Origin of the sequence: Streptomyces nanshensis (assembly GCF_001751255.1) — a bacterium.
In the GTDB taxonomy this organism is placed as follows: domain Bacteria; phylum Actinomycetota; class Actinomycetes; order Streptomycetales; family Streptomycetaceae; genus Streptomyces; species Streptomyces nanshensis_A.
In genome coordinates this window covers 1-5175 of the sequence record NZ_LJGW01000154.1, presented here as the reverse complement: position 1 = coordinate 5175, position 5175 = coordinate 1, and the positions used below count along the sequence as shown (strand labels likewise).

Here is a 5175-nt window from a genome sequence, read left to right as displayed (position 1 = left end):
CGGGCGGACGGCGGCGCGCGGCGCTCACGACGGGCGCCGCGGACGCGGCAGGCACGGCGGGCACGGCGGGCACGGTGGAAGAAGCCGGGAGCGCCCCGGCGGAACGCCGAGTGCCGCCCGAGCAGCGGGAGTCACGTGAGGAGCGGAAGGAGCCGCCCCGGCGGTCGCCGCTGACGCAGCGGGACTATCTCGCTGCCGCCGTCGCGTACGTGCAGCAGTACGGGGCCTTCCCTTCCAGGGAGCAACTGCGCGCGGTGCTCGCTGACGTCTACGGGCCGGCCCGTGGCGACGACGAGAAGATCTACTACACGGCCCTGCAACTGAACGTCGAGGAAGAACTGGGGTCCGCGGAGACACCGCCGCTGGCGGGCGGTGGGGGCGAGGACCTGGAAGAAGCGGAGGGAGAGGAGGAGCGCGTCGACGCGGCCTCGTATGCCGCGGATTCCGGGATGCTGCTCCCCGACCGGTACTACCGGGTGTGGGCGAAGTATGCGCGTCGGCACGAGCGGGAGGGCAAGAAGCCGCCGAACGACAAGGAACTCTCGCGCTACCTGATGGCGGAGGGCTTCACCAGCAGGGAACGCGGCCGCCGGGACCAGCCCATAAGTCCGGGCAATCTGCGCCGCTACATGCCCAACTACCGGATCTACCATGTGTGGCACGCATACCGGCGGCAGACAGGGGTGGCGCCGACGGCGGAGCAGCTTGAGGAGCACTGCCGGAAGCACGACATCCTGCGGGGGCACAAGCCGTGGACGGCCGTCGAACTTGAGAAGGAATTCGGCGACTTCGGTGACTTCCGCCGCCGCTACGATGCGATGCACGCACCCGTCCCGGCCTCGTGACCTGCGTTGCGCAGTCGCAGCGCGCCGACTGCGCAACATGATCGTCTCGGATCGCCACCCCAGTGGGAGGCTGCGCAGTCCCGTCGGCAGATGCCGGGCGGTGGCGGGGAGAGCGCGGTCGCCGTGTGAGTAGGCGACCTCCGTGCCAGGCCCGGGAGTCTGCTGTGAGGTGCGGGCTGCAGTGTCCGGCACGGGGGTGGGGGAGAATGGCTTCGCCAGCGTGCTCACGTCGGACCGAGATTGTGGGCCGGCCGGCGGCGGGCTCGTACACCGACGGCCTCCAGCCTGTGGGGGCTTGACTGGGATCGAGGAAGGCAGGGGGTCTGTGGTGGTTGATGGACCGTGCTGGCTGCGGATCGACGTCGACGCCACTGTCGAGGCGGTGACGGTTCCGGCCGACGGGCAGTACCGCCGCCTCCGTGAGTTGCTCGGTGGCCCGACGGACCGGGGGATCTATCACCGGCGCGCGATCCACTATGTCCAGGATGGGCCGCAGCGGACGGATGCGAACTGGAATCTGGCTGCCTGGGCGGCGGCATGCCTATGGCGCCGTACGGTTCTGTCGTACGAGATCTATGGCCCGGTCGTCGTGACCGGCCCGGATTCGGATGAGTCGGAGGGGCTCCGTGGCCTGGACGAGGACGTCGCGAGGGAACTCCGTGCGTGCGCAGATGCGGTGATGAGGTGCAGGGAGCGGTGGCGCCGGATGCCGGTCATGTCGCAAGAGCATCTGCGTGAGGTGCTGACGGAGGCGCAACGAGGGATGGAGACCGGCCCGGAGGGCGCCTGAGATGTCCATTGCGGGGGCTGTGACCTGCGTTGCGCAGTCGCCGGGGTGCCGAGTGCGCACAAGATCCAACTGCCCGGCAGGGTTGCGCACTTGTGCTGCTGGTCATCGGTAGCGCGCGAGGTGAGGCGCGTACTCCGCGGCCAGGCGGACGAAGCGCTCGTACACCCGGAGCCACTCCTCGTGCCGCTGGCCTTCCGGCTCGCAGCGTTTGAAGACCTGGTAGACGAGGATGAGCGCGTCGCGTCCCCGGTGCCGCTGCAGGTGCTTCACGGCGGCCAGCAGCAGGTGGAGCCGTTCGTTGTCGACGGGGGCTTGTTCGTGCAGGTCCGTCACCGCGGGGAGGATTTTGCTCAGGTCGTCGGCGAGGCTGTAGTCGGCCCAGCTCCTGATCTCGGCCCGGTATCCGGCTCGGACGGCGAGGGTGATGCCGCCGACCCATAGCAGCAGGTCCGCTGCCCGCCCGGGCAGCGACATCGGTGGCGGCAGCAGGCCGGAGCCGAGAGCGGCGAGGTAGCTCAGAACGCCGGCGACGATCGTGATCCGCCCATCCTTGAGCCTGTGGCGCGGCGGGAGGTGCGGCTGGCTGGGCAGGTAGATCCTCTCCGCGGTGACGAGGGCGGCGACCACGGCGGCCCAGGTGGCCGCGGCGGCGAGCGCGGGCAGATCCTGCATGGCGTCCTTCTTCTCGGGTCGATGGCCGCTCCGCGGACGGTGGCGGGCCGAGGCTATCGGAGGTCGTCTTGCGGAGGGCCGGGCGGGCGCGGACGGCCGCGAAGGCGGTGCAGGAGCGCGCGAGCGACTTCGAGGACGTGGTCGGTGACGAAACCGGCGACGATGCCGCCGAGGGTCCACAGCAGCAGCCGCACCACGTGGTGCTCCGCGTCGTGGTGGTCCAGGAGCCGGTGCGCGAGAGGGCAGGCGAGCATGGCCAGCGCGAAGAAGGCGGGCATCCGCCGTCGAGGGTCGCCTCGGTCGGTCGTGCGTGTGAGGTGCGCTTCGCTGAGCGCGGCGGCGCAGCCCACGCCCAGCGGGTACCACCAGCCGAGCGTGAGTGTGTCGTAGAGGTGCATGACGGGTTCCTCGTCAGGGTCGTCGGTCGCGGCGGCTGGCCCCCTCTGCGGCGGACCTCTCCGCTGCGGGAAGTGGTAGGCGAGGGCTCAGTGGTGCGGGGACTGCTGCTGTGTCTCCTGCTGGGGCGGCCCGGCCTGGTTCGGCACCGTGGCGCCGGGACTGCCGGGGCTGCCGGGGTTGCGGCTCGGCGTACGGCGTCCCATGAGCAGGAGGGTGAGGGTGAGTCCGCCGGCGAGGAACATGGTCAGGATGCCGGTCATGACCCAGAGACGGATAGGGGGGGCCGTGTGGTCGACCGGGTGCTGCGGCGGCGGGCTCTTCTCGGTGGTCTTGGTGTCGTGCTGGAGCGGCGGGGGGACGGCGAGCGGCCCGAAGGCGCTGCCCTTGGGGATGTCCTCCTGGAGCGCGGCGAGGGGACGGATCGCGCCGTAGCCGTACTGCTCGTCGGGGCGCTTGGCTCCCTTCTTGGAGGCGGGGAGTTCGGCGGTCTTGGTGAGGCGGTTGACGATCTGGCCGGCCGTGAGGTCGGGGTATTTCGTCTTGAGGAGGGCAACGCTGGCGGAGACGAAGGCGGTGGCGTCCGAGGTGCCGTCGCCGATGCGGTAGCCGTTGAGGTTGCTGGGCCCGCCCGTGGAGACGATCTTCACGGCGGGGGCGCTGAGCATCACCCCGTCCCCGCGGTTGGAGTTCTCCCAGAAGGTGCCGTCCTCGTGCAGGCCGCTGGCGGCGACCACGCCGGGGTAGGCGGCGGGGTAGCCGACCGGGCCGCCGTCGTTGCCGGTGCCCGCGACGATCACGACGTTGTGTTTCAGCGCATACGCGATCGCCTCGGATTCCGCGTCCTGGTTCAGCGGGTAGTCCTGTTTCTGCGAGATGTTGATCACGGAGGCGCCGTGCTTCACGGCGTACCGGATGGAGTCCGCGTAGCCGTTGATGCGTTCTCCGAGGTCCCGTATCGGGAGGATCTTGGCGTCCGGTGCCAGGCCGACCGCGCCGTCGGTATTGCCTGGGCCGTGGCCGTGCGCGGCGATGATCCCCGACATGCCCGTGCCGTGGTCGTCGCCGTCTTCCGGTGCGGCGGAGCCTCCGTCCATGAAGTCTTTGCCGGGCAGGACGTTGCCCTCAAGGTCGGGGTGGTCGGCGTTGACACCGCCGTCGATGACGGCGACCGTCTGCCCCTTGCCTCGGGTGGTCTTCCACAGGGATTCGGCGTGCAGGGTCTTCAGCGCCCACTGCCCGTCACGGACTTGGTCGGCCGTGGCGTGCGGTGCTGCACCGAGGACCAGGGCCCCGGTCAGGGCAGCCGCGCCGACGATGCGCAGCGCCGGCGAGAGGGTCCGGCGAGGCCCTCCGGGCGTGCGGGGGAGGGGCGTGGTCTGGTGCGGCGTGCCGGTGGTGTGGTGCATGCGGGTCTCCTGGGTTCGTGGATGTGGACGGTCGGCGGTTACTGGCCTTGGGCGTGGGGGGCGGGGGAGAGGATGCCGGCGATGACGGCTTCGGTCTCCGGCCGGATGGTGAGTCCCAACCGGCGGTTGGCGGCCTGGAGTTGCTCGATCGCGGTGTAGACGCCGGGCCGGTTGCCCGCGGCGTCCTCGATGAGCATCCAGTCCTGGTAGAGCACCTCGTCGCCGTCGCTGACGGACAGCCCCGTCGTCACGGCCCGGCGGGCGGCCTCGAAGTCGCCCGCGGAGCGGTGCCAGGCGGCGAGGGTGTGGGCGACCTCGGTGATGCGTACGGTCATCTCCTGCACCAGCGGCGTCGCCCAGGGCAGTTCACCGGAAGGCCCGGACAGCGGTCGGCCGCGTACCAGCGCGAGCGCGGCTTCCAGCTCCCGGACACCGGCGCTCTGGCCCTTGTGGCGGCCGCGGCGTGCCAGGGTCTGGAACCGGGTCCAGTCGCACCGCACGCGGGAGGAGAGGCGGATGCGGGTCTGGTCGCGCGGCAGGTACGGCTCGCCGTCGCCGTCGGCGCCCAGCCGCACACGCAGCTCCGACAGGCGGGTGTGCAGGGTGGAGCGGGACCAGGGACGGTCCGGGTCCATCGCCTCGCACAGGGACTGCGGGCTCTGCCCGGGCCGTAGGTAGATCAGCGCGGCCAGGGCGTCCAGGCGGTAGCCGGGCTCGTCGGCGTCGGCGAGCGCGACGGGTCCCAGGACCTGGATTTCGGGCGCGTGCGGGTCGAGCGGCTCCACCGGCTCCACCGGCTCGACGTCGCGGTCCGTNCGGTCCTACCGTCCTCCGCCGGGCCCCCCCGGACCCTGCCCCGCCGCATCTGCGGCGTGTGGGGTCTCGTGCGCGGTGGGGGGAGGGGGCGCGGCAGCGGGCCCGCCTGGGTCCGGGGAAGGCGCGGGGCGGTGGGCGTCGATCGCGGCCAGCAGCGCCGGGAACGGCGCCTGCTGCTCCCTGGTGCCGGGACCCACCGGAGCTGTACCGGCCTGCGGCGGCGGGGGAGGAGCGCCCCGGTCGCGGC

General features: G+C 71.7%; 6 protein-coding genes. 2 read left to right on the top strand and 4 right to left on the bottom strand.

Annotated features, from left to right (window positions below):
* Positions 1 to 845, top strand: an 845-nt coding sequence (locus AN218_RS36560) for a hypothetical protein (RefSeq protein ID WP_171908640.1), incomplete at its 5' end; no start/stop codon positions are given.
* A gap of 295 nt (positions 846 to 1140) precedes the next feature.
* Entirely contained in the window at positions 1141 to 1635 is a 495-nt protein-coding gene (locus AN218_RS09355; protein WP_141747523.1) for a hypothetical protein, read from the top strand.
* A gap of 102 nt (positions 1636 to 1737) precedes the next feature.
* Here the strand turns inward: AN218_RS09355 and AN218_RS09350 are convergent, their stop codons facing one another.
* The 4 genes from AN218_RS09350 to AN218_RS09335 all read right to left on the bottom strand — a co-directional run bounded on the left by AN218_RS09350 (position 1738) and on the right by AN218_RS09335 (position 4897).
* Positions 1738 to 2307, bottom strand: coding sequence for a hypothetical protein (locus AN218_RS09350; RefSeq protein ID WP_070016305.1), 570 nt, complete (start codon positions 2305 to 2307; stop codon positions 1738 to 1740).
* A gap of 53 nt (positions 2308 to 2360) precedes the next feature.
* Positions 2361 to 2705 (bottom strand): hypothetical protein, encoded by a 345-nt coding sequence (locus AN218_RS09345; RefSeq protein ID WP_070016304.1) that lies wholly within the window; start codon positions 2703 to 2705, stop codon positions 2361 to 2363.
* Between the two features lie 87 nt (positions 2706 to 2792).
* Positions 2793 to 4112: a type VII secretion-associated serine protease mycosin gene (gene mycP / locus AN218_RS09340; protein ID WP_070016303.1), complete on the bottom strand. Its 1320-nt coding sequence runs from the start codon at positions 4110 to 4112 to the stop codon at positions 2793 to 2795.
* 38 nt (positions 4113 to 4150) lie between these two features.
* Entirely contained in the window at positions 4151 to 4897 is a 747-nt protein-coding gene (locus AN218_RS09335) for an AfsR/SARP family transcriptional regulator (RefSeq protein ID WP_216311748.1), read from the bottom strand.
* Positions 4898 to 5175: the final 278 nt, after the last annotated feature.

Coding starts and splice junctions, on each gene's coding strand:
- AN218_RS09350 (WP_070016305.1), bottom strand. CDS start 2,307: ATGCAGGATCTGCCCGCGCTCGCCGCCGCGGCCACCTGGGCCGCCGTG.
- mycP (WP_070016303.1), bottom strand. CDS start 4,112: ATGCACCACACCACCGGCACGCCGCACCAGACCACGCCCCTCCCCCGC.
- AN218_RS09345 (WP_070016304.1), bottom strand. CDS start 2,705: ATGCACCTCTACGACACACTCACGCTCGGCTGGTGGTACCCGCTGGGC.